Source organism: Enterobacter sp. LM3 (assembly GCF_046622475.1).
In the GTDB taxonomy this organism is placed as follows: Bacteria; Pseudomonadota; Gammaproteobacteria; order Enterobacterales; family Enterobacteriaceae; genus Enterobacter; species Enterobacter cloacae_P.
Map to the genome: position 1 here is coordinate 182,934 of NZ_JBJURN010000003.1, position 22,942 is coordinate 205,875.

The 22,942-nt window shown below is 53.8% G+C and carries 16 protein-coding genes; 4 read left to right on the forward strand and 12 right to left on the reverse strand.

Annotation, left to right across the window (positions count from 1 at the left end):
- The first annotated feature begins 205 nt into the window (after window positions 1-205).
- Complete coding sequence (argA, locus tag ACJ9N4_RS05000; protein ID WP_182272500.1) at window positions 206-1,537, forward strand: amino-acid N-acetyltransferase; 1,332 nt, start codon at window positions 206-208, stop codon at window positions 1,535-1,537.
- Window positions 1,538-1,571: 34 nt separating this feature from the next.
- Here the strand turns inward: argA and recD are convergent, their stop codons facing one another.
- From recD to rppH, 12 genes are all read right to left on the reverse strand, one after another.
- The gene (recD, locus tag ACJ9N4_RS05005; protein ID WP_411500300.1) at window positions 1,572-3,392 is read right to left on the reverse strand and encodes an exodeoxyribonuclease V subunit alpha; all 1,821 of its coding nucleotides are present in this window, start codon (window positions 3,390-3,392) and stop codon (window positions 1,572-1,574) included.
- Window positions 3,389-6,931 (reverse strand): exodeoxyribonuclease V subunit beta, encoded by a 3,543-nt coding sequence (gene recB / locus ACJ9N4_RS05010; RefSeq protein ID WP_411500301.1) that lies wholly within the window; start codon window positions 6,929-6,931, stop codon window positions 3,389-3,391. Before recB ends, recD begins: the two co-directional genes overlap by 4 nt.
- On the reverse strand, window positions 6,928-9,810 hold the full coding sequence (gene ptrA, locus ACJ9N4_RS05015; RefSeq protein ID WP_182918883.1) for a pitrilysin: 2,883 nt from the start codon (window positions 9,808-9,810) through the stop codon (window positions 6,928-6,930). Before ptrA ends, recB begins: the two co-directional genes overlap by 4 nt.
- Window positions 9,811-9,949: 139 nt before the next feature.
- The gene (recC, locus tag ACJ9N4_RS05020) at window positions 9,950-13,324 is read right to left on the reverse strand and encodes an exodeoxyribonuclease V subunit gamma (RefSeq protein ID WP_411500302.1); all 3,375 of its coding nucleotides are present in this window, start codon (window positions 13,322-13,324) and stop codon (window positions 9,950-9,952) included.
- A 12-nt stretch (window positions 13,325-13,336) separates the two neighbouring features.
- Window positions 13,337-13,660 (reverse strand): prepilin-type N-terminal cleavage/methylation domain-containing protein, encoded by a 324-nt coding sequence (locus ACJ9N4_RS05025; protein ID WP_182272505.1) that lies wholly within the window; start codon window positions 13,658-13,660, stop codon window positions 13,337-13,339.
- The gene (locus ACJ9N4_RS05030) at window positions 13,645-14,046 is read right to left on the reverse strand and encodes a DUF2509 family protein (protein WP_182272506.1); all 402 of its coding nucleotides are present in this window, start codon (window positions 14,044-14,046) and stop codon (window positions 13,645-13,647) included. Before ACJ9N4_RS05030 ends, ACJ9N4_RS05025 begins: the two co-directional genes overlap by 16 nt.
- A complete protein-coding gene (locus ACJ9N4_RS05035) occupies window positions 14,043-14,603 on the reverse strand; it encodes a prepilin peptidase-dependent protein (RefSeq protein ID WP_411500303.1) in 561 nt (186 codons plus the stop codon). Before ACJ9N4_RS05035 ends, ACJ9N4_RS05030 begins: the two co-directional genes overlap by 4 nt.
- The gene (locus ACJ9N4_RS05040) at window positions 14,594-15,058 is read right to left on the reverse strand and encodes a prepilin peptidase-dependent protein (RefSeq protein WP_395122779.1); all 465 of its coding nucleotides are present in this window, start codon (window positions 15,056-15,058) and stop codon (window positions 14,594-14,596) included. Before ACJ9N4_RS05040 ends, ACJ9N4_RS05035 begins: the two co-directional genes overlap by 10 nt.
- A 184-nt stretch (window positions 15,059-15,242) precedes the next feature.
- Complete coding sequence (gene thyA, locus ACJ9N4_RS05045; RefSeq protein WP_061097204.1) at window positions 15,243-16,037, reverse strand: thymidylate synthase; 795 nt, start codon at window positions 16,035-16,037, stop codon at window positions 15,243-15,245.
- A 6-nt stretch (window positions 16,038-16,043) separates the two neighbouring features.
- The gene (lgt, locus tag ACJ9N4_RS05050) at window positions 16,044-16,919 is read right to left on the reverse strand and encodes a prolipoprotein diacylglyceryl transferase (RefSeq protein ID WP_182272509.1); all 876 of its coding nucleotides are present in this window, start codon (window positions 16,917-16,919) and stop codon (window positions 16,044-16,046) included.
- A gap of 193 nt (window positions 16,920-17,112) precedes the next feature.
- Window positions 17,113-19,359, reverse strand: coding sequence for a phosphoenolpyruvate--protein phosphotransferase (gene ptsP, locus ACJ9N4_RS05055; protein ID WP_182272510.1), 2,247 nt, complete (start codon window positions 19,357-19,359; stop codon window positions 17,113-17,115).
- A 12-nt stretch (window positions 19,360-19,371) separates the two neighbouring features.
- On the reverse strand, window positions 19,372-19,902 hold the full coding sequence (gene rppH / locus ACJ9N4_RS05060) for an RNA pyrophosphohydrolase (protein WP_013098553.1): 531 nt from the start codon (window positions 19,900-19,902) through the stop codon (window positions 19,372-19,374).
- A gap of 683 nt (window positions 19,903-20,585) precedes the next feature.
- Between rppH and mutH the strand changes: the two genes are divergently transcribed.
- From mutH to ACJ9N4_RS05075, 3 genes are all read left to right on the forward strand, one after another.
- On the forward strand, window positions 20,586-21,278 hold the full coding sequence (gene mutH / locus ACJ9N4_RS05065; RefSeq protein ID WP_182272511.1) for a DNA mismatch repair endonuclease MutH: 693 nt from the start codon (window positions 20,586-20,588) through the stop codon (window positions 21,276-21,278).
- A 128-nt stretch (window positions 21,279-21,406) separates the two neighbouring features.
- Window positions 21,407-21,625: a YgdI/YgdR family lipoprotein gene (locus tag ACJ9N4_RS05070; RefSeq protein ID WP_114978579.1), complete on the forward strand. Its 219-nt coding sequence runs from the start codon at window positions 21,407-21,409 to the stop codon at window positions 21,623-21,625.
- Between the two features lie 192 nt (window positions 21,626-21,817).
- Window positions 21,818-22,858, forward strand: coding sequence for an NADP(H)-dependent aldo-keto reductase (locus ACJ9N4_RS05075; protein WP_182918887.1), 1,041 nt, complete (start codon window positions 21,818-21,820; stop codon window positions 22,856-22,858).
- Window positions 22,859-22,942: the final 84 nt, after the last annotated feature.

Here is a 22,942-nt window from a genome sequence, read left to right on the forward strand (position 1 = left end):
TATAAATACACAAAACGCCCAAATTGACCGAAAACTTTAACGAATGGCGCATAAACTGTCATCTATAAAAGGGTAAACATTCATACGTTAACGCACGCTTTACTTATAAATTTCTGTGCTTCGCCGAAAATTTAGACTTGCACACACGAACACAATCGAATAAAAATACACAAATTACGAATAAACATTCACTAAGGGTTGTCTCATGGTAAAGGAACGTAGAACCGAGCTGGTTCAGGGATTTCGCCATTCTGTTCCCTATATCAATGCCCATCGGGGAAAAACGTTTGTCATCATGCTCGGTGGCGAAGCGATAGAACATGAAAACTTTTCCAGCATTGTCAATGACATCGGCCTGCTGCACAGCCTCGGCATCCGGTTGGTTGTGGTGTATGGTGCTCGCCCGCAAATTGATGCCAACCTGGCGGCCCATCACCATGAGCCGATTTACCATAAGCATACCCGCGTCACGGATACCAAAACCCTTGAGCTGGTGAAACAGGCTGCGGGTCTGCTGCAGCTGGATATTACTGCCCGCCTGTCGATGAGCCTGAACAATACACCGCTGCAGGGCGCACATATTAACGTTGTCAGCGGCAACTTCATCATCGCTCAGCCACTCGGTGTGGATGATGGTGTGGACTATTGCCACAGCGGTCGCATTCGTCGTATCGATGAAGAGGCGATCCACCGTCAGCTGGACAGCGGAGCCATTGTCCTGATGGGGCCAGTGGCCGTTTCCGTAACGGGTGAAAGCTTCAACCTCACGTCAGAAGAGATCGCCACCCAGCTGGCTATCAAGCTAAAGGCCGAAAAAATGATTGGCTTCTGCTCTTCGCAAGGGGTCGTGAACGACGAAGGGGTGATTGTGCCGGAACTCTTCCCCAATGAAGCCCAGGCCCGCGTGGAAGAACTGGAGACAGAAGGTGATTATCACTCAGGTACCGTCCGTTTTTTGCGTGGCGCAGTAAAAGCCTGTCGCAGCGGCGTGCGTCGTAGCCACCTGATTAGCTATCAGGAAGATGGCGCTCTGTTACAGGAACTGTTCTCCCGTGATGGTATTGGTACACAGATCGTCATGGAGAGTGCCGAACAGATCCGCCGTGCCACCATCAACGATATCGGTGGCATTCTGGAGCTGATCCGCCCGCTGGAACAGCAAGGTATTCTGGTTCGCCGCTCCCGTGAACAGCTGGAAATGGAGATCGACAAATTTACCATCATCCAGCGCGATAACCTGACTATTGCCTGTGCTGCGCTCTACCCATTCCCGGAAGAGAAGATTGGTGAAATGGCCTGCGTTGCCGTACACCCTGACTACCGCAGCTCTTCACGCGGTGAAATGCTGCTGGAGCGAGTAGCAGCCCAGGCGCGCCAGATTGGCCTGAGTAAGCTGTTCGTGCTGACCACTCGCAGTATTCACTGGTTCCAGGAGCGCGGCTTCACGCCGGTGGATATTGATTCACTGCCGGAAAGTAAGAAAGAGATGTACAACTACCAGCGCCGCTCCAAAGTGCTGATGGCGGACCTGGGATAATACGACGCCCTCACCGTCCGGTGAGGGTCTACCCTTAAACCGCTTCGAATATCGCGCTTAAGCCGCTTCGGCGCTCCGTCCGGGTGGCAATCGCCTGTACCAGCACGCGTTCATCGGTATACAACGATAACCGCTGGCGTGCGCGGGTTATGGCGGTATAAATCAGCTCACGCGTGATCACCGGCGAGAGCTGGGTCGGCAGGATCAGCGCCGCGTGGTTGAATTCAGAGCCCTGAGATTTGTGTACCGTCATCGCCCATGCTGTTTCATGCTCAGGCAGGCGGCTTGGCTGAACGGATTTCACGCTGCCATCCGGCATCAGGAACCAGGCGCGCAGCCCCTGTCCACGGTCAAGCGCAATCCCGATATCCCCGTTAAACAACCCCAGCGCACTGTCGTTGCGGGAAATCATTACTGGCCGCCCTTCATACCAGCGAGAGTGTGGCACCCGGGTGATTTTACGTTTCTGCGTAAGCAGCTGCTCCAGCCTGTCGTTCAGGCCGCTTACGCCAAACGGTCCTTCCCTTAGCGCGCACAGAAGCTGGTATTCACCAAATGCGGCAATAACCTGCTCAGGTGTATTGTGCTTTTGGACACACGTCAGGAAATGCTGATACCCCTGCAGGGCATCATCCAGCATCGCCTGATACTCTTCCCCGGTTTGCAGCGATTTTTTCTCGATATCGGTGAAGGTGCCGTCAAACACCGCACGCGTGGCATGGCGATCGCCGCGGTTTACCGCCGCCGCCAGTTGACCAATCCCGGAGTCACTCCCGAAGCGGTAGCTTTTTTGTAGCAGGCACAGGCTGTCACGCAGCGCGCCAGCCTGCGGGCTGCGCTCGCCTTCCAGCACGCATCCTGTTAACCGCGATAACTCTTTTGCCCGCTCAGCGGTATAACCCTGGCTTGCGTAAGTGCAGATATCCCCCAGCACCGCACCGGCCTCTACGGAGGCAAGCTGGTCGCGGTCGCCGAGGAAAATGACACGAGCGTGAGGTGGCAGGGCGTCAATCAATCGCGACATCATTGTCAGGTCGATCATTGAGGCTTCATCCACCACCAGCACATCCAGATGCAGCGGGTTTCCGGCATGGTAACGCAGGCGCTGGCTACCGGGCTGCGCGCCGAGCAACCGATGCAACGTGCTGGCTTCACCAGGGAAAAGCGCCAGCTGAGCCTCAGTGAGCGGCAGTTTTTGCAGCGCACCACCTAATGACTCCGTCAGACGAGCTGCGGCTTTTCCGGTCGGCGCGGCCAGACGAATACGACACTTTTGCTCACCAGATAGCTGAATCAGCGCGGCGAGCAGTTTTGCCACAGTGGTCGTTTTACCCGTCCCCGGGCCGCCAGAAATCACCGAGATCCGCCGCGTTAATGCCACGGCGGCCGCCACTTTCTGCCAGTCAGTGGCTTCCTGCGAAGTAAACAGAGTATCCAGCGTTTGCCGGAGATGCGCCTCATCACAAGGAAGTGGAGCATTGCTCTCGCTGAAGAAGCGGGCAACCGTCAGTTCATATTGCCACATCCGGTTAAGGTATAAACGCTCATCAATCAGGACGAGCGGCGTCTGGGTATCTCCCCTGCTCACGGCAGGTGAACTCAGCAATACCGCCTGCCAGTCCAGCGTATTACCGAGCAGGGCGAAGCAGGATTGCAGCACCGGAGGCGTTTTTTCATCAATGTCCAGACGCGAAAGCGGCAGGCAAACGTGCCCCTCACCCGCGTCTTTACTGAGGATTGCGGCTGCGAGCATCACGGCAGGCTGCGCGCCTGCAACCATCATGGCGAACTGCGCGTCAAGAGGACGCAGTAATCGTTGCTCTACTGCTTCCAGCAATAATTCCGGCATCGTCATGCCACCACCTCCGTGTTTGCCGCAAATACGCTATCCATCTTTTCAATCAATGCCACATCCGGACGCGTACGAAAAATACCCGAACCCGGATCAGCAGCATCTACCCCGCGCAGGAACAGGTAGATCACCCCACCAAAATGCGCTTCGTAGCGGTAATCGGCAATGCGATGGCGCAGGTAGCGATGCAGCGCCAGGGTGTATAACTGGTATTGCAGGTCGTAACGATGCATTTGCATGGCTGATGCCATCGCCTGTTGGGTATAGGCCTCGCTGTTTTCACCAAGCCAGTTCGATTTGTAATCCAGCAGGTAGTAACGCCCTTCGTGGCGGAACACCAGGTCGATAAACCCTTTCAGCATTCCCTGAACCTGGCGGAAATTGAGCGGCGGGCAACCCGCTGACAACGGATCGTGTTCGCGGATCAGCTCATCAAGCACATCGGCCTTAAGAGGACTGGCTATAGGAAGATAAAACTCCATCTCAACCTGCTTATTTTTGGCCGTCAGCTGGTTCAGAGAGAAGCCCTGCTCCGTGAGCGGTGCCTGCAAAATAGCCTTTACCCAGTCGGTAAGAACCGGTTGCCATTGCGCATCATAACCGCCACTTTGCAGCATCTTCAGCACCCACTCCTCAGAGAGAGGCTGGGTGAAATCCAGTTCTTCAAACAGGCTGTGCAAAAATGTTCCCGGCGACGCACCGCGCGGAAATTGATGGGGTGTCAGTGCCGGTTCATCAGGCACGCTACCGGTACCTGCGGCATCCACATCCAGTTTTGGCATCAGATCCTGCGCGATGCTCTGTCCGTGCTGTTGTAAACCGGAGTAGCTGGTGACGCGCCAGTCATCAGCAATGGTTCGCACAATCTGCCGGGCGCTGAGCTCAGATCCACACTGCTCTGGCATCTGCCAGCGGCTATTATCTGGCGACGATGGAATTTGCAGGGCAATATGGTCGCCACAAAGCGATTCAATGCACAAACGCAGCCCTGCGGCATCTTTTGGCTCGCCGAGCTGGATAAGCCGCCCCAACGCACTCAAATGAAAATCGCTCTCCCCTGTTTTCTCGCCACGACGGCGGAACAACGGCGCAATACCCAGGCTGCAGTGCCAGACGGAGCGGGTCAGCGCCACATAGAGCAGGCGTAAATCTTCTGCCAGGCGTTCGGCTTCTGCCAGTTCGACGCTGGAGTCGGCTTGACTGAGATCGAGCACCGCTTCAAACGAATCACGATCGTGGTAAAACGCCTGATCCTGTACGCGATAATTGGCGATGAACGGCAACCAGACCAGCGGATATTCCAGCCCTTTCGATTTGTGAATTGTGACGATTTGCACCAGGTGTTTATCGCTCTCCAGGCGCATCTGCTGGCTGGACGCGTTGCTGTTTGGATCGGCGATTTGCTGCGACAGCCAGCGCACCAGAGCGTGTTCACTCTCCAGCTGCGTACCCGCTTCCTGCAACAGTTCGCTGATATGCAAAATATCGGTAAGACGACGTTCACCACCTGCCGTCGCGAGCATATTTTCCGCGATGTGCCGCTGCGCTATCAGCTCGCGTAGCATCGCCATTACGCCACGTTTTTGCCAGCACTCCCTGTAGTGGACAAACTCTTCCACCACAGCATCCCAGGCGGTTTCATTGCTATTGAGCGCATCAATGTCACGCGCGTTCAACCCCAGCACAGAGCTGGCCAGCGCGCTACGAAGTGTACTTTCACGCTCAGGAGCCAGCACGGCCTGGAGCAGCCACAGCATCTCCTGGGCCTCCAGCGTTTCAAAGACGCTATCCCGGTTTGAGAGATAAACAGATGGGATGTTCAGCAACGTCAGTGCATCGCGGATCAGCGCTGCCTCCTGGCGGCTACGCACCAGCACCGTGATATCCGATGCTTTCACAGGAGTCGGGTCATCCCCTTTCCACAAAACCGCATCGCCACGTGCGCCAGCACTGAGCCAGTCGCGGATTTGCGCGGCACAGTGCTGCGCCATCGCATTTTGATAGTCAGCAACACCGAAACCTTCGCCATCCAGCAACCAGAAGTTCATCGCAGGCTGCACGACTCCATTGAATTCAAAGCGCAGGGCGGTATTTTTCGCGGCGGATTTCACGGGCTGAAAAGGAATCTCCCGGAACATAAATGCCGCATCCATACGGCTGAATAACGCATTGACGCTCTCAACCATACCCGGGGATGAGCGCCAGTTAGTGTCCAGCGTGTAGTGGGCATCAACTTCACTGCGGGCTTTCATATAGGTGAAAATATCGGCACCACGGAAGGCATAGATGGCCTGCTTAGGATCGCCAATCAGCAACAGTGCGGTGTCGGGCTGTTGCCGCCAGATACGGCGGAAAATACGGTACTGTTGGGGATCGGTGTCCTGAAATTCGTCAATCATCGCCACCGGGAAACGGGCACGGATAGCGGCGGCAAGCGCTTCGCCATTTTCACTGCACAGCGCCGTATCCAGACGGCTCAGCATATCGTCAAAGCCCAGTTCTCCCCGGCGACGTTTCTCACGCGCTACAGCCTCGCGGATCTCCGTCATGGCGCGAGTGATCATCAGGTCGTTGAGGGTTAATGGCGCTGACAACAAGGCCTCGATGGCAACAAACAGAGGATGCTCCGGGACAACGCCATCGGTTTTGGTACGCTCAAGAAGAAAACGCTGAGAGAATTTTTCCAGTGCATCCGGGAGCTGATAGCCGCGCGTCTCCTCCTGCGCCCAGGCGCTGATCTTGTCGATCCATTTGCCCTGGTTACCGCGGTTAAATTTGCGCCTGTCGATCCCGGAATTTTCGATGATCGCCTCAACCTCGCCGGCTGACTCATTCCATTTTTGCTTTAAGGCGGCAATTTGCGCGACGATCTTTTCATGGCGTGAGGCCAGCGTTTCATCCGCTGGTGGCGGGGATTTAATAACCGGTGCTTCCCCCTGCAGATAACGGTCAATGGCGCGTAAAAGATCTTCCGGGCCTTTCCACAACGCGTGAACCGCTTCGGCAATATCGCGAGGCAATGGATAGCAATGACGACGCCAGAAATCTGCGCAGGCCTGATAGCGAAGCTCAGACTCATCTTCAATGAGCTGTTGTTCGAACAGCATGCCGGATTCAAACGCATTCAGGCTCAGCATGCGCTGACAAAAGCCGTGGATAGTGAAGACCGACGCTTCGTCCATTTGCCGCTCAGCCAGTAGCAGCCAGTGGGCTGACTGTTGCTTATCGGCAATCTCTTCCAGAAGGCTCGCGTAAAGAGGGTTATCCGTACTCTGGCGCAGACAGGCGATGCGCAGCTCATGAATATTGGTACGAATACGGCCGCGTAGCTCGGCGGTGGCGGCCTCGGTAAAGGTCACCACCAGCAGCTCTTCCACGCTTAACGGGCGCGGAAACGCTGCATTACCGCCGAGCCCTAACAGCAGACGCAGATAGAGCGCGGCAATGGTGAAGGTTTTTCCTGTTCCCGCTGAGGCTTCAATCAATCGTTCACCCTGCAGAGGTAAACGTAAGGGATCAAGGGACTCAGCGGTATCGGTCATTCTTTCTTACTCCAGGGCATAGATTGCTGCAAGGCACTGACGCTCTTCCAGATCTTCCAGCCTTTCGGGTTAACGTATTCCGTTTTCCCACTCTGGCTACCGGAAACCTGAGACAGTATGGCCATTCCCTGCGGTTTAACCACCGCCTGATGGAAGAAATCGGCAACCTTCTGAGGCGTCAGCTGTTTTATCTCGGCCACTACTTTATCACGCGAATCAAAATTCAGATTACCGCGATCAAAATCTTTGCTCAGCTGGGACGCTTCTTCACCCAGCGTCTGTGGCGGCTGCATCACCTGTGCGATAACGGCCTGCTGGATCTGAGCAAACTCTTCTGGCTTCATGGCACGCAGTTTTTCCTCCGCTTTCGGGAAGAAAGCCTGGTAACGCTGCCAGAGATAAGCAGGCTGCTTATCGCTACTTTGCAACAGGAAACCAAGCCCCCACTGACGACCCACGTTTATAGAGAATGCAAAGACCGCGTAGCCAAGCTGCTCTTCCGTGCGCAGCTGGTTGTAGAACCACGGTTGAACAATTTGTCCCAGCACAGCGCTCTGGGCTGAACTGGCAAATTCACCATAACCTTTAGGCACAAACACCGCCGCCAGTGCCGAATCCGTGCTGTTTCCCGCTTTTTCAAAAATCACATTCTGTTTTTTCTCAACCAGCACGTCCTGGTTGCGGCACCACTCTTTACCTTTTGAACCCAGCTGCGCACGCACGTTCTGCGCCAGCGTTTTGGCCTGTTCCTCACTCATGTTCCCGACAATCAGGAACTCAGGACGGGTATTGATTTTCAGCGAGTCACGGTAATCCAGCACATCTTTTAACGAGATGGATGGCAGAAGCGCGCGGCGTTCTTCGCGCTGGAAATACGGAATTTGGGACAGCATCTGTACCGGCATTATCGCCTGATCGTAAGCTTTACCCTTCTCCGCAGAGTCCATCATCTGCGCATACCATGACTTGGCCTGCTCAAGCTGCTCTTCTGTCGGCGTATAGCTAAAATAGCCTTTCAACAACGCCTGGAAGAGCTGCGGCAAACGCTGGGTATAACCGTTTGCATTGACCATCAGACCGTTGTTCGCGTTGGTCGAGAAACTAATTCCCCCCACGGAGGCCTGATTGCTGAGCTGATCGAGCGCGATACCCGCCAGATAGTCATTAAGTGCAAACATCACCTGATTTTTGGCACTGTCCATCGCTTTTGGATTACGCAGAACGACGCTGACATCAGCCTTTGGCTCACTCGCAAAATAACGGCTTGGGGTGTAGACCACACGCAGCGTCGGCTCATCAATGATAAGTTCCGGGTGCGGATAGTCTTTCGTCGTTTTGATCAGCGAGAAATCATCCGGGATGTAGGGGTTCAGTTCCGGCAACTTCAGCGCGATCTCTCCGGCTTTTTTCTGCCAGTCCGCGAAGGTTTGTGGGCTGATTTTATCAACCTGATAAGGGGCATCCACGAAATAAGCCGTTTTGTTATGCGGCTCGTTCGGACTGATGTACCAGATACGGGCGTTCTGTGGAGTCATCATTGCCAGACGCGCTTTCACCGCCTCGGCGTCATACTGATCGGCAATATTAACTGCGTCCAGCGTGTGTTCCACCGGCACACGGATCATGGTATCCGCCAGCCATTCCACGTAGTCCATATCACGCGTGATAGACGGGTAACGGAAATCGAGATCCAGCACATGTGCCAGCTCGTCAAAATAACGTTTATCGACACCTTTATCGCGCAGCAAAGAGAGGTAGCTGAAGATCGCCGCGACCACGTCATCACGGTGCGCCAGCCCTTTATCCGTCAGGGTTGCGGAAATCGCCAGCACACCACTGTTGCCGTTCACGACAGGATCGGAGTCAGCACGAATTCCTTCCACCAGCCCCTGTTTTTGCAGCCAGTCAGAAAGTGTACCCGGGCTCCGGTTACCAATAAGGTAAGTCACCAGTTCATCGGTTTTACTGCGAAATTTCGCCGTGTTGTTATCAATGCGGAATTCAACGCGCAACACTTTACGCGGCAATGCCGGAACGTAGTGGATAACGATCCCTTTTTGCGCGTCAGTCACCACCGGCACGTTAATCTGCGGCTGGTCTATGTTTTTATTCGGTACCCGGCCAAATGTCTGCGCCGCCATGCTGGCCAGCTCAGGCAACGGTTTGTTGCTGTAAATAACCGCTTTCATCAGGTTGGCGGAATAGTATTTGTCGCGGAATGCGTGCAGAGCATCAAGCACCGGGCTGTTTGGTTTATCGCTCAGGGTATCGAGGTTACCACCGGAAAAACGTGAGCCTGGGTGTGCCGGGTTGATGGTTTCAGCGCTGACCTGCGCCATGCGCATACCGTCTCGCGTGCGGGCCAGGGTCAGCTCGGCATTGACGGCATTGCGTTCACGGTCAGCATATTTTTTATCCAGCAGTGGCGCAGCAATAGAATCCGCCAGACGGTCAACCGCACCTTCCAGCGCATCATTTTCAACTTCGAGGTAAAACGCCGTGCGATACGGTGCCGTACTGGCGTTGTGGCTACCGCCATGCATTTTCAGAAATTCGGACAGGCTATCCGGCTGTGGGTATTTTTTTGACCCCATCAGCGTCATATGTTCGAGATAGTGCGCCAGCCCAGGATGGGTTTCCGGATCTTCCAGGGACCCAATCGGCACAACTAACGCCGAGAGCGATTTTACCGCCTGCGGATCGGAAACCAACAGCACAGTCATCCCGTTATCAAGGCGAATAGCCTGATACTGGCGGGTATCTTTTTCGCTCTTACGGATAGTTTCCTGGACGGGTTGCCAACCGGAGTCTGCCTGAGTGATGGGAGCCCAAAGGGCGACAAACAAAACAAACGCTTTCAACAAGGTGCTGCCTGGCATTACGACCTCTTTATCACGGCTACATCATTAACAAACTGCGTGCTGGACGCGCCAGCATCTCTTTCTTTGGGTACATCAGTCCGTGATAAGAAGTGCATAATAAATGAACACCCCATACTGTGCAATTTTTATACAGCACTCAGGACTGATTAAATTTAAACAACGGTAACAGGTAACGTTGTGCCTCTTCTGTGATGGCTCTGAAGGATCCCGGCTCAAGCGTTCGCCATAAACGTTGATACCAGACATCTTCCCCCTCACCACGTACCATCATGTTGCCTTCATAGGCCTGCACAAATTTACTCCGTGCTTTTTGCAGCGAAGCGTCATCCGTTAACATGGCATCATTCTGCACGTCATAACAGTTTTTTATCCACGCGCCACCACTTTCCGGCAGCAACAGCAGAGGTTTGTTCATCCCCTGACGGTAACCTTCTATATACAGTGACAAATAGCGTAACGCCTGCTCAGGCTCCATCGGCGGGAAACGCCATTCGCCCTCTTTACGCACAAAAATCCGGCTTTCACCTTTATGGCCGCCAGCGCTGTAGACAAGATGTTCGAGCCAGAGTTGCAAACCTTGTGAAACGCTGAGCATAGAGGGCCGCCAGCGCAAAAGCCCATCCGGCTGAACCTGACTCAGCCAGCCCGTTAGCTGCACACCGTTACAGTCGAGATCGATTTCAATGCTTTTTCCAGGCTGTCGGCATTCAATCACGCGGTCAGCAAGCGCCTTCATCTCCTGCCACTGTACATCCCAGGCAATTTCCCCGAACGCGCCGTAAGGCAGCTGCCCCGCTGCCCGATAGCGACGAAACAGCCTGTCGGCATCTTCCTGTTCAACCAGTGCATTCAGCAGCTGGAGGTTTAACTGATAACGCTCCAGCCCTTCAAGGGTGAAGGGTTCTGCATCAGGAATTTCGCTCTCTTCAGAACGGAAGCTGACCTGTAATCGTTGCTGGAAGAAGGCACGTACCGGGTGTGCCCAAAAACGCTGCAGTTGCTCAAAGGTCAGCATTTCAATGACGAGAGGTTCAAGCTCCTGAATAAAATCGCTATGCGCCCTCCCCTCATTCTTCGCCGCCGGGAGCCACTCGCTGGCATAGCTCTGATATTCACTGGCTACATAGTTCGCCGGATCAAACGGCATACGAGTATGACAACAGGTGATGTGCGCTTTCACCCGCTGCTCACTTTCATCACAGTTACGCTGTTCATCGCCCGGTAAATAGTGGCTCTGCCCAATATAGTCCACCAGCTCCTGTACCAGAACAGACGGAAAACGTTCGCTGTTGTCCTGAATCGAACGGCCAATATAGCTGATATACAGCTTGCTCTGAGCGGAAATGAGCGCCTCAAGGAAGAGATAGCGGTCATCATCACGACGGCTACGGTCACCTCGTTTTGGTGTTGGACTCATCAGGTCAAAGCCCAGCGGAGGTAATGCTCGCGGATAAACACCGTCATTCATACCGAGCAAACACACCACTTTGAACGGAATAGAACGCATGGGCATCAGGGTGCAAATATTGACAGGCCCGGCAAGGAAACGCTGGCTGATACGCTCCTGGTCGAGACGTTGGGTCAGCTCGTCGCGCAGCAGTGACAAAGGCACGGTCCCGGTATAGTACGAACTGACACCTTCATCAACAATCGCCTGCCACTGCTTTTCAATAAGCGCCATCGCCGCTTCGGTTTCACTGTCCGGCAGGAAGAAATCATTGAGCAAATCCCTACAAACCGGGAGCCACTCCTCAAGCTGACGAGGCTGCATCAGCTCACGCCGCCAACGGTTTAGCTGCATCAGCAACGACGCCAGATGGCCGACCAGATCAGCGATTAGCCCGCTGGACTCATCGTATGGCAGTACTTCATTCCACTCTCCCTGGCTGCTTTCCATCGCATAGCCCAGCAGCATTCGCGTCAAACCAAAGTGCCAGGTGTGCTGACCCGTTGGCGGAAGCTCAAACTCCTGCACGTTATCGTCATCTATTCCCCAGCGTACACCAGACTCATTCACCCACTGGCGAAGGTAGCGTAACCCCTCTTCGTTGATGTTGAAGCGTGCGGCCAGCACAGGCACATCCAGCAGAGCCAGCACATCTTCAGAGATAAACCGGCTGTCCGGCAGTGACAGCAGGCTGACAAATGCCTGCAGTACCGGGTGAGACTGACGCGCACGACGGTCAGAAATGGCGTAAGGCAGATATCGCTCGCCTGTCGCACTGCCAAAAACAGCCTGAATAAAGGGGCTGTAGCTATCGATGTCTGCCACCATGACCACAATGTCACGCGGCGTCAGCTCAGGATCGTCCTGCAACATGGCCAGCAGTTGGTCGTGCAGGATCTCAACTTCACGCTGCGGGCTATGGCAAACATGCACAGTGATACTGCGATCGTCAGGATCCAGCTTCCGCTTACCGTCACTGTGTTCAAATTCTTTGACCGTCACGCCCATGACCGCACGGTTTTCCAGATCCAGAATGTCCAACTGAATATTGTGCAGCAGGCTGTCCGGGGGGATCTCAACAAACGCGTCCACATCACCTTCGCCTGACGAGGTAATGTCAGAGAGCATATGAATATAGTCGCGCCCCAGTTTGCCCCACGAGGCAAGCAGCGGGTTCGGCAGGTTCTGAATGCCGTTTTCATCGAAAAGCTGCGCGGCGGTCGCACTGTCTTTAAACAGCGGGACGGAACGTTCTTCAAAGAGCCGTCGACGCTGCCGGGTCACCAGCCGCGAAAACCAGCGCTGATCCTGAATATCACCCCAGTAGTGGCGGCAGGGATTGGTAAAGAGAATATGGATATCAATATGTTTACCCAGCGCTTTTAGCGCGTCCAGATAGACCGGAGGTAAAGCCGAAATACCACAGATAAACACGCGTGACGGGAGATTGTCAGGCCGCTCAGATGCGTTTTCCAGTATTGAGATAAACCGTTGATACAGGTTGGCACGGTGCCACTTTGGCTGGCCGAGCGTCTCCGTATATTCCACCAGCGCTTTCCACAACGGTGCCTGCCAGATTTGCGCGTCTGGTAATCCTTCCACCAGCGCCCCCGTTTCCCAGCTTGTCAGCCATTCCGGGCGGTACACTAAATACTGGTCATAGAGATCAGCGGTACGCGATGCCAGCTGGAACAGCTTGCGCTTATCGGTATCGTCATTGAGATAGTGGCGCAACATGGTGAATTCATCGCGTGTCAGCATACCTGGCAGCAGAGCCATCAGCTTCCAGCTCATACTTTGCTTGTTGAACGCACTCTGCTCAGGAATGTCCGGCAGTACACGGACGAACATCTCCCAGATAAAGCTTGCTGGCAGCGGAAAATCAATGTTCGCCGCAATGCCAAATTTCCGGGAAAGCGACATCTGCAGCCACTGCGCCATACCGGTGCTCTGCACCAGCACCATTTCTGGCTCAAAAGGATCGTCAAGCCGCTCGCGCTCAACGATAAATTCCATCAGCGCTTCCAGCACATCCAGACGATTTGAGTGGTAGACCCTTAACATAGACGCTCCCGACTACTGGCTGACCGGGCAATGCAGACGCGTCATCTCACCGCGTCGTCCCAGAGGAGAAATAAGTGTAACTGTGATGCTGACACATCCGGACTGTATTGTCTGCACCCGGTTTATCTGCCAGCCGCCTGGCAGAACAGTGGTACCCAACTGTGTCTGGTTCCAGGCGTGGTGCCAGAGCTGGCGATATTGATTAAACATGGTGAACCGGGCTGCCAGCGCCCGGTGATAACCAGACAGTGCCGTCACAATCGTCACCAGCAGCATCATCGCCAGCAATACTTCTACCATGCTAAATCCCTTTTCTTTGTTCAGGGTAACTGACATAGCGCCTTTTCCTTGAGCGGGCAAAAATCACTCCAGCCGTGAACTGCAAAACGTATACGTCCTTCAGCAACCTCCCCTCCACGCCACAACAGCAGGCCATTGCTTCCGGCAATAAGCAAAACTCGCGCCTCGCTCAGCAAACGCAGGCAGACACGCCACGTCTGTACCTGCTTGCACTGGACCTCTGGCTGTAACGCCCAGCGTTGAACGCGCCCCCACTCCAGCGCTGACTGCACAGAAGCCTGCTGTTGAATCGAGCGGCTTTCGCCGCCAACCAGCGCGCTAAAGGATGTCAGTTGCTGATTAAAGCCGGAGAGGATCAACGTGCCAGGCACCAGCAAAAGCAGAACCAGCGCCAGTGACGACATCCCACGCTGACGGTTCATAAGTTAAACCCCGTAACGCTATAGTTAACCTGGTAAGGTACACCCTGCTTACCTGTGCGGATGGCGGCCAGTTCAATATTCAGCTGCGGCGCAAAACCGGAGTGTTCAACGCGACTCACCGCAAACTGCTGGATCACAACGCTGCCAGGATCCGTCAATTTTTCCCATCCTTTCCCCTCGCAAGAGGTTGCACCACGCAAAGTTTCCAGCGCTCCGGATCCCAGACGAAACCCCGTACTCTCGGGTTCCGACGAAGAGGTATCCCAGTGACCGTTGCTGTTTGCATCCCACTGCACAATCACGCAACTTCCCTGCTCTCCAATCACCAGAGCTTGCCCCTCACAGCTTCCCGCACAATATCCCGCACGCTGGAGCTGTTTGCCGATGGAAAAAAGGCGTTGCCAGACCTCCTCTTCAAGATCCCGCTGGCCTGATTGCAGTAATGTAGCCCGCTGTAATCCGGGTAAAAAGCGCGATGCACTTAACAACAAAAGGCTACTGATTGCAGTGGCAATCAGGACTTCTGTAAGCGAGAAACCGTGTTGGTTCATCGACATAAACGTTCTCCTGCACTACTGCACATCCTGATACGCCCCCCATTTGAGACGGTAATCAACCATTCCCCCGCCCGGCTTTGTACCCGTACTCGTCCCGCCCAGGCCGTATCCCTTAACCCATAAAATCCTAATGAGGGTGTTATCTCGCTTACCGTGATATCAGGCCAGAGCATTCTGAACACAAAAGGGCTACTTTTCTCGCAACCCTGCACGACAGAACTCATTAAACAGATACGTTCCCCATCCTGTTGAAGTGTGATCAGGTGATCGCGGTTATGCCGGTTTGCATCGTTGCGCAGGAATACCAGGTAATCACGTACCTGTCCGGCTGTTTGCCACAGCCGCTGCTGCCGTTGCCAGCGGTCCCAGCCATACAGCCCTGAGGCACTAAGAATAACGACCAGCGAGATGGCGACCAGGGTTTCGATAAGCGTAAAGCCGTTCTCTTTTTTCATGCCGGAAGTGTGGCGAAGGACGGGAAACGTGACGAGTTGTAAATCAGGGCTTTACGAGCCGTTATCCAGAGAATGTTATCGGTTGCAGGACGTTGCATTATTTCTGGATGCAGCCCCGAAAAACAAAGCAGAGGCGAAAAAAAACCGGCGCTAAAAAGCACCGGTTGTGTGAGTATTTGCCGTATCAGATAGCAACGGGCGCTTTGATGCCAGGATGCGGGTCGTATCCTTCAATTTCAAAATCATCAAAGCGGTAATCGAAGATCGATTCCGGCTTACGTTTGATAACCAGCTTCGGCAGTGCGCGCGGTTCGCGGGTCAGCTGAAGATGCGTCTGTTCCATGTGGTTGCTGTACAGGTGGGTATCGCCACCCGTCCAGACAAAATCACCCACTTCCAGGTCACACTGCTGTGCCATCATATGAACCAGCAACGCATAGCTGGCAATGTTAAACGGCAAGCCGAGGAACACGTCGCAGGAGCGCTGATAGAGCTGGCAAGAGAGTTTGCCGTCAGCCACATAAAACTGGAAGAACGCATGGCACGGTGCCAGCGCCATTTTATCCAGTTCACCCACGTTCCAGGCAGAAACGATAATACGGCGCGAGTCCGGGTCGTTTTTCAGCTGGTTCATCACGGTGGTGATCTGGTCAATATGGCGGCCATCAGGCGTTGGCCATGCACGCCATTGCTTACCGTAAACCGGGCCCAGGTTACCGTTTTCATCTGCCCATTCGTCCCAGATAGAGACATTGTTTTCATGCAGATAAGCAACGTTGGTATCGCCTTGCAGGAACCAGAGCAGTTCATGAATGATCGAGCGCAGGTGGCAGCGCTTTGTCGTCACCAGTGGGAAGCCTTCTTGCAGATTGAAGCGCATCTGGTGGCCAAAAATGGAGAGCGTGCCGGTGCCGGTACGGTCATTTTTCGGCGTGCCCTCATCGAGCACTTTTTTCATCAATTCAAGATACTGTTTCATGGTTCCTCAGGAAAGTTGTTGCTGTGAGCGACGACGATACGCCCAAATCATCATAATGACACCCGCTACGATCATCGGAATGGAGAGGATCTGCCCCATACTGATGTACTGAACCCACTCGCCAGTAAACTGCGCATCCGGCTGGCGGAAGAACTCGACGATGATACGGAACGCACCGTAGCCAATCAGGAACAGGCCGGAGACAGCCCCCATTGGACGCGGTTTGCGGATAAACAGATTCAGGATGATAAACAGCACCACGCCTTCCAGTACCAGCTCATAAAGCTGGGACATATGGCGCGGCAGAACGCCGTAGGTATCGAAGATGGATTGCCACTCAGGGTGAGATGGTAACAGTGCCATGTCCTCTGCGCGGGAGCCAGGGAACAGCATAGTGAAGGAAACGCTCGGATCGACACGCCCCCACAGTTCGCCATTAATGAAGTTGCCCAGACGACCCGCACCAAGACCAAATGGGATCAGCGGAGCAATAAAATCAGAGACCTGGAAGAAGTTGCGTTTGGTACGTTTGGCAAAAATCACCATGACCAGGATCACGCCAATCAGGCCGCCGTGGAAGGACATACCGCCATCCCAGACGCGGAACAGATAGAGCGGATCGCTCAGGAACACCGGGAAGTTATAGAACAAAACGTACCCAATACGGCCACCGAGGAATACGCCGAGGAAGCCCGCATACAGCAGGTTTTCTACTTCGTTTTTCGTCCAGCCGCTACCCGGACGACCAGCGCGACGGCCAGCCAGCCACATAGCAAAAATGAAACCCACCAGGTACATCAGGCCGTACCAGTGAAGCGCTACAGGTCCAACAGAAAAAATGACCGGATCGAATTCCGGAAAATGCAGATAACCACTGTTCATCTGTCACCACAAGATGTTGTTATTCCGCTGAAAGTGGACAGCGGTAGACATGCGCTTCTGTTGTTAGCAGAAGCTCCAAAGTTGCGAATCATAGCATAAGGCAGGCGCTGAGGATGCGCCTGAGATGTAAAAGATGTGTATAGAGGATAGTGCTGCGTGTTGCCTCTCCCACAGCGAGAGGGAGACGGACAGACTAACGACCGCCACGGATCAAACCACCCATGCCGCGTCGCTCCATAAAAGCAGCGACCTGGTGGCGTACCTCAGTAGCCAGCTGGGCTTCAAGACTGCGCTCCGCCAGCTCGCGGGCATCGTCAAATTCGATATGACGTAACAGGTATTTCACTCGTGCAACAGAACGGCCGTTCATGGATAAATGGCGGAACCCCAGACCAATCAGGATCGCAACGCACATTGAATCTCCGGCCATTTCACCGCACAGGCGCAGGTCGAGACCGCACTGTTCCGCTTCACGAGCGATCATCGCTAATGCCCGAAGCATCGCCGGGTGCAGGCTGTCATAGATACTGGCAACGCGTGTGTTGTTACGATCAACGGCCAGCATATACTGCGTCAGGTCGTTAGTCCCGACAGAGATAAAATCGACGCGGCTCGCCAGCTGCGGCAACATAAAGACCATTGAAGGCACTTCAAGCATGACGCCGATCCGTGGTTTAGGGATCGCATAGCCAATCATCTCTTCAACTTCGCGCCCTGCACGTTCGATCAACCGCCGAGCCTCATCGATCTCATCAATACTGGTGACCATCGGCAGCAGGATGCTCAGATTGCCCGTCGCCGCATTCGCGCGCATCATGGCACGCACCTGAACCAGGAAGATCTCCGGTTGATCGAGCGTAATGCGGATCCCACGCCAGCCCAGGCACGGGTTTTCTTCGCTGATAGGCATGTACGGCAGCTGTTTATCGGCTCCGACATCCAGAGTACGCAGCGTGACAGGTTTGTCGTTAAACATCTGCAGCATCCCCTGATACTGCGCAACCTGCTCTTCTTCTGACGGGAAGCCGCTTTGCAGCATGAACGGGATTTCTGTGCGATATAAACCGATACCGTCGATGCGGCTACCGAGTTTTTCTTCGTGCTCGGGGCTTAAACCGGCGTTAAGCATAACTTTGATCCGCTCGCCGCTTTTGAGCTGCGCGGGCAGGTTGACGTCATCTTCCGCCAGCTTACTTAATTCATTTTCTTCACTGATCAGGCGCTGGTATTCCTGGAGAAGAGCCGGCTCAGGATCGACCAACAGCTCACCGCGATACCCGTCCACCACCAGGGTGCGTCGGTGCAGCACCGACGGCTGGATATCAGCGCCCATCACGGTAGGAATACCGAGAGCACGTACCATAATGGCCGCATGGGAGTTGGCTGCGCCATCACGCACCACTACGCCCGCCAGCCGATCCTGCGGTAGCTCAGCCAGCGTTGTCGCCGAGAGTTCATCGGCAACCAGGATAAACCGTTTTGGCCAGGCATTCGCCCCCTGAATGGTATCATCGAGGTGGAACAGCAGACGCTGCCCCAGGGTGCGTAAATCCCCGGCACGCTCTTTCAGGTAACCATCGGTCAGTGCGGCAAATTGCTCAGCAAACTTTTCGATGACCTTTTTAACGGCCCATTCCGCTACGAAGCCTTTATCAACTTCAGCAAAAAGCTCACGGCGCAGACGCGCGTCGGAAAGCAGGTGCGAGTAGAGGTCAAAAATGGCCGCCGTCTCTTTTTGCGCTCCCGCCGCAAAACGCTTGCTGTAACGACGAAACTCGTTCGCCGCCTCTTCCAGCGCGGTGGTAAGGCGCTCGCGCTCAAGCGCTTCATCAAGCGTGGAGGCTTCGTAAACCTGCTCCATCAATGGCAGCGTGGCATCCATCCAGCCTTCGGCAATCGCCACGCCCGGAGACGCCGGAAGTGCGCGAATGCGCGTATGACGATACTGACCAAAGAGTGCAGCCAACTGAGACTGGGAGAGGATCGCGGCCATCTGCGTGGCCAGCGTCACGAGGAAAGACTCTTCGCTTTCGTCGTACTGACGCAGTTCTCGCTGCTGAACAACGAGAACACCCAGCAACTGACGACGCTGAATGATCGGCACGCCCAGGAATGCGCGGAAACGCTCTTCTTTTACGGAAGGGATGTATTTAAAGCTGGGGTGTTTTTGCGCGTCCGCAAGGTTGATGGGCTCTGCAAGCCGCCCCACCAGACCCACGATACCTTCATCAAACGCGAGCGTAACGGTACGGCCCCGAGGTTTTTTCAAACCACGGGTCGCCATCAGATAATAACAGCGCCGGTCATGGTCGGCCAGATACACCGAACAGACTTCGGTCTCCATCGCAAGACAGATGTCAGTGACCAGAATATTCAACGCCTCGTTCAAACGAGGCGCACTGGCCACCTTCTCGACTATTTCTCGCAAGCGGGTGAGCATGATTTGCGTAGCTTAACCTCTTTTACGTCGCCAGGCAGGTGCGCTTTGCGGCTTAGGTGGGATCTCCTGAAGCTGCATAACAACACTTGCGAACTCTTTCATCACCCTACGGTAAACATCGCGCTTAAATGACACGACCTGACGCACAGGATACCAATAGCTCACCCAACGCCAGCCATCAAACTCCGGCGTACTGCTGGTTTGCATATTGATATCTGAATCGTTGCCCACCAACTGCAATAGAAACCACTTTTGTTTCTGGCCGATACAAACCGGCTTTGTGTCCCAACGCACCAAACGTTTCGGTAACTTGTAACGCAACCAGTTGCGGGTCGAAGCCAGAATGCGAACATCTTTTCGGCTTAAACCAACCTCTTCAAACAGCTCCCGGTACATCGCTTGTTCTGGGGACTCTCCCGGGTTGATCCCGCCTTGCGGGAACTGCCAGGAGTGCTGACCATATCGTCGGGCCCACATGACCTGGCCCTGACGATTACAAATTACTATTCCTACGTTCGGGCGGTAGCCATCGTCATCAATCACCGGACTACCCCAAACTAAACCTTATATATGAACGATTGTTTCACACTACAGAGAGGCGGTAAACCACTCTCTTACAGGCCTGCAACCTAATAACATTTGAATAACTCACAAATATACGCTGAGTTATAAACAGATGAGTTGCCGTAAGGGCAATTTTATTCACCTTTTCTGTGGATATAGTTGTGAAGAAGTATGGAATTACCGATGAACAACCTGAATCCCCGTTCAGAACGCCACGTATCCCCATAAAAATAATATTATTATTTTCATAACGTTAACCTTAACTCCATCGCCATAAAACGTAATAACGTGATGATCATCACATCAGCGATCGTCATACTGATGAAAGATCGAACAGCGTCGGTTTTATCCACAGATTGTGCCAATAAGTTAGGCACAAATTGTCTGAAAATTCGATTTTCATCGCACGTCAAGGCTGTAAATTGAAACAGTAGTACGGGTTATTCCCAGTTATCCCACTTTTCTGTGGATAACATGGTGTAAGATCCTGTTTATTGTCAGTGACCAGATTTGGACAACCTGTTTTATGGCTGTACAGGAAGAATTTTCGCCATCCAAAACAACCTATAAATCATGCACATGGCATATTCGTACAGAAAAAGTTAAACTCTATCCACAGGGGATAATTTCTTAGTTCATTTTTTAATCAAAAGGTTACCTTCATGCACCCGCTTGCACCCTTACTTTCTCCCCCTTCCAGCGAAACCCAACTGCTGGACCAGGCACAGCGTCTCGCTGGCTTTTCGCTCGGCGACCTGGCGGCACTGGCAGGTTTGCCGATCCCTAACGATCTGAAGCGGGATAAAGGCTGGATCGGCATGTTGCTGGAGCTGTGGCTGGGTGCAAGTGCGGGGAGTAAGCCAGAGCAAGATTTTGCCGCTCTGGGTGTCGAGCTGAAAACCATTCCTGTCGACAGCCAGGGGAAACCGCTGGAAACCACCTTTGTTTGTGTCGCACCGTTAACCGGCAATACCGGCGTAACGTGGGAAACCAGCCACGTTCGCCATAAGCTGAAGCGAGTGCTATGGGTACCGGTAGAAGGTGAACGCCAGATCCCACTGGCTGAACGTCGCGTGGGCACACCGCTGCTCTGGAGCCCGGATGAGAGCGAAGAGAGACAGCTATGCCAGGACTGGGAAGAGCTGATGGATATGATCGTGCTGGGTCATGTAGAGCGCATCACCGCCCGACACGGTGAAGTGTTACAGCTGCGTCCGAAAGCGGCCAACAGTAAAGCGCTCACCGAGGCGATAGGCGCACAGGGTGAACCGATACTGACCTTGCCACGCGGCTTTTATCTTAAAAAGAATTTCACCGGTGCGCTGCTCGCACGCCATTTTTTACTAAAAACATAGTTTTTAACGAAGTTTGAGAGCTATTAAACACAATTAGCTGGTTTTTAAGATTTTACTGCTTCCTCCTGTCGGAATATCGGGTTATTACTACACTATGATGTGATACAAGCCAGGTGAGGACGATAACGATGAAAAAATGGGCAGTGTTAATTTCAGCAGTCGGTTTAGCGTTTGCAGTATCGGGCTGTAGCAGCGATTACGTTATGGCGACGAAGGATGGCAGGATGATCCTGACCGACGGCAAACCCGAAGTCGACGATGATACCGGACTGGTGAGCTACCGCGACCAGGAAGGCAATAAAATGCAAATCAACCGTGACGAAGTTTCGCAAATTATCGAGCGATAAACAGATAAAGGTCAGTGGCTTGCTGGCCTTTTTGATTTTTTCCTTCCCCTTTTGCTTCCCCTCTGCCATGTTTATATTCCTTTGTCGGGAGGTTCCTGACGCGGTCTGTACACAAAATCATTCAAGTTGCATCAGGACAGCAAGTCAGCTTGATGGATGACGTATCTACATGTCTATTGAAGGAAGTCGACTATGCTTTATCACCGTATCCCCCACAGCGCTCTGGAGATAAGTCAACTGGGGTTGGGCACGATGACATTTGGTGAACAAAACAGCGAAGCCGATGCCCATGCACAACTCGATTATGCCGTCAGCCAGGGGATTAACCTGATTGATGTTGCAGAGATGTACCCCGTACCTCCACGCCCGGAGACGCAGGGGTTAACCGAAACCTACGTGGGTAACTGGCTGGCAAAACGCGGTAACCGCGAAAAGCTGATTGTGGCCTCGAAAGTCAGCGGCCCCTCGCGCAACAACGATGCCGGGATCCGTCCAAATCAGATCCTCGATCGCAAGAATATCCGCGCCGCGCTGGATGCCAGCCTGAAGCGCCTGCAAACCGATTATCTCGATCTCTACCAGGTTCACTGGCCGCAGCGTCCAACCAACTGCTTCGGTAAGCTCGGCTACAGCTGGAATGAGAGCGCACCGGTCGTGACCCTGCTGGAAACACTGGAAGCGCTGACGGAGTGCCAGCGTGCGGGTAAGATCCGCTACATTGGTGTCTCTAACGAAACGGCCTTTGGCGTGATGCGTTATCTGCACCTGGCAGATAAGCACGATCTGCCGCGCATCGCCACTATCCAGAACCCCTATAGTCTGCTGAACCGCAGCTACGAAGTGGGTCTGGCCGAAGTGACACAGTATGAAGAAGTGCCGTTGCTCGCTTACTCATGCCTGGGCTTTGGTACACTCACGGGGAAATACCTGAACGGCGCGAAACCTGCCGGTGCGCGTAACACCCTCTTCAGCCGCTTCACCCGATACAGCGGTGAGCAGACCCAGAAAGCCGTTGCAGCCTACGTTGATATCGCGAAGCGTCACGGTCTTGATCCCGCACAGATGGCACTGGCCTTCGTGCGCCGTCAGCCGTTTGTTGCCAGCACCCTGCTGGGTGCGACAACAATGGAACAGTTGAAAACCAACATCGAGAGTTTCCATCTGAACCTGAGCGAAGAGGTGTTAGCGGAGATTGAAGCGGTGCATCAGGTTTATACCTATCCGGCCCCGTAATAAACGCAAAACGGCAACTCTGTTGCCGTTTTTGCTGAGGGTTCCCCACAAATTAATGTGGCAGCACATCATTCCCTCGCCCCT

Coding starts and splice junctions, on each gene's coding strand:
- argA (WP_182272500.1), top strand. CDS start 206: ATGGTAAAGGAACGTAGAACCGAGCTGGTTCAGGGATTTCGCCATTCT.
- recD (WP_411500300.1), bottom strand. CDS start 3,392: ATGACGATGCCGGAATTATTGCTGGAAGCAGTAGAGCAACGATTACTG.
- recB (WP_411500301.1), bottom strand. CDS start 6,931: ATGACCGATACCGCTGAGTCCCTTGATCCCTTACGTTTACCTCTGCAG.
- ptrA (WP_182918883.1), bottom strand. CDS start 9,810: ATGCCAGGCAGCACCTTGTTGAAAGCGTTTGTTTTGTTTGTCGCCCTT.
- recC (WP_411500302.1), bottom strand. CDS start 13,324: ATGTTAAGGGTCTACCACTCAAATCGTCTGGATGTGCTGGAAGCGCTG.
- ACJ9N4_RS05025 (WP_182272505.1), bottom strand. CDS start 13,660: ATGTCAGTTACCCTGAACAAAGAAAAGGGATTTAGCATGGTAGAAGTA.
- ACJ9N4_RS05030 (WP_182272506.1), bottom strand. CDS start 14,046: ATGAACCGTCAGCGTGGGATGTCGTCACTGGCGCTGGTTCTGCTTTTG.
- ACJ9N4_RS05035 (WP_411500303.1), bottom strand. CDS start 14,603: ATGTCGATGAACCAACACGGTTTCTCGCTTACAGAAGTCCTGATTGCC.
- ACJ9N4_RS05040 (WP_395122779.1), bottom strand. CDS start 15,058: ATGAAAAAAGAGAACGGCTTTACGCTTATCGAAACCCTGGTCGCCATC.
- thyA (WP_061097204.1), bottom strand. CDS start 16,037: ATGAAACAGTATCTTGAATTGATGAAAAAAGTGCTCGATGAGGGCACG.
- lgt (WP_182272509.1), bottom strand. CDS start 16,919: ATGAACAGTGGTTATCTGCATTTTCCGGAATTCGATCCGGTCATTTTT.
- ptsP (WP_182272510.1), bottom strand. CDS start 19,359: ATGCTCACCCGCTTGCGAGAAATAGTCGAGAAGGTGGCCAGTGCGCCT.
- mutH (WP_182272511.1), top strand. CDS start 20,586: ATGCACCCGCTTGCACCCTTACTTTCTCCCCCTTCCAGCGAAACCCAA.
- ACJ9N4_RS05070 (WP_114978579.1), top strand. CDS start 21,407: ATGAAAAAATGGGCAGTGTTAATTTCAGCAGTCGGTTTAGCGTTTGCA.
- ACJ9N4_RS05075 (WP_182918887.1), top strand. CDS start 21,818: ATGCTTTATCACCGTATCCCCCACAGCGCTCTGGAGATAAGTCAACTG.